Here is a 217-nt window from a genome sequence, read left to right as displayed (position 1 = left end):
CAGAGAAACGAGGATGCGTCCCGTCGAGGTCGCAGTCTTCGAGGTCGAGGCCGCGAATCGCACCGCTCCGCGCCCCCGTTTCCCACAGCAGGAGGAGAACGATGTGGTCGCGGGACGCCGGTTGCGCGCTTTCGAGGTAGTCCAGAATCTCGATAGCGCGTTCAGGCTTGAGCGTGGTCTCCGACACGTCCTCCCCGTTTTTCATCGTCGGGAGGGT

At 63.6% G+C, this 217-nt stretch carries 1 pseudogene; it reads right to left on the bottom strand.

Annotated features, from left to right (window positions below):
* Window positions 1-217 (bottom strand): annotated as a pseudogene (locus EXE45_RS21460) (site-specific integrase); the annotation flags it as partial.

Source organism: Halorubrum sp. SP9 (assembly GCF_005435015.1).
Lineage (GTDB): Archaea > Halobacteriota > Halobacteria > Halobacteriales > Haloferacaceae > Halorubrum > Halorubrum sodomense.
The sequence above is the reverse complement of the archived record's forward strand: the minus strand, read 5'-3'. Positions and strand labels throughout refer to the sequence as shown.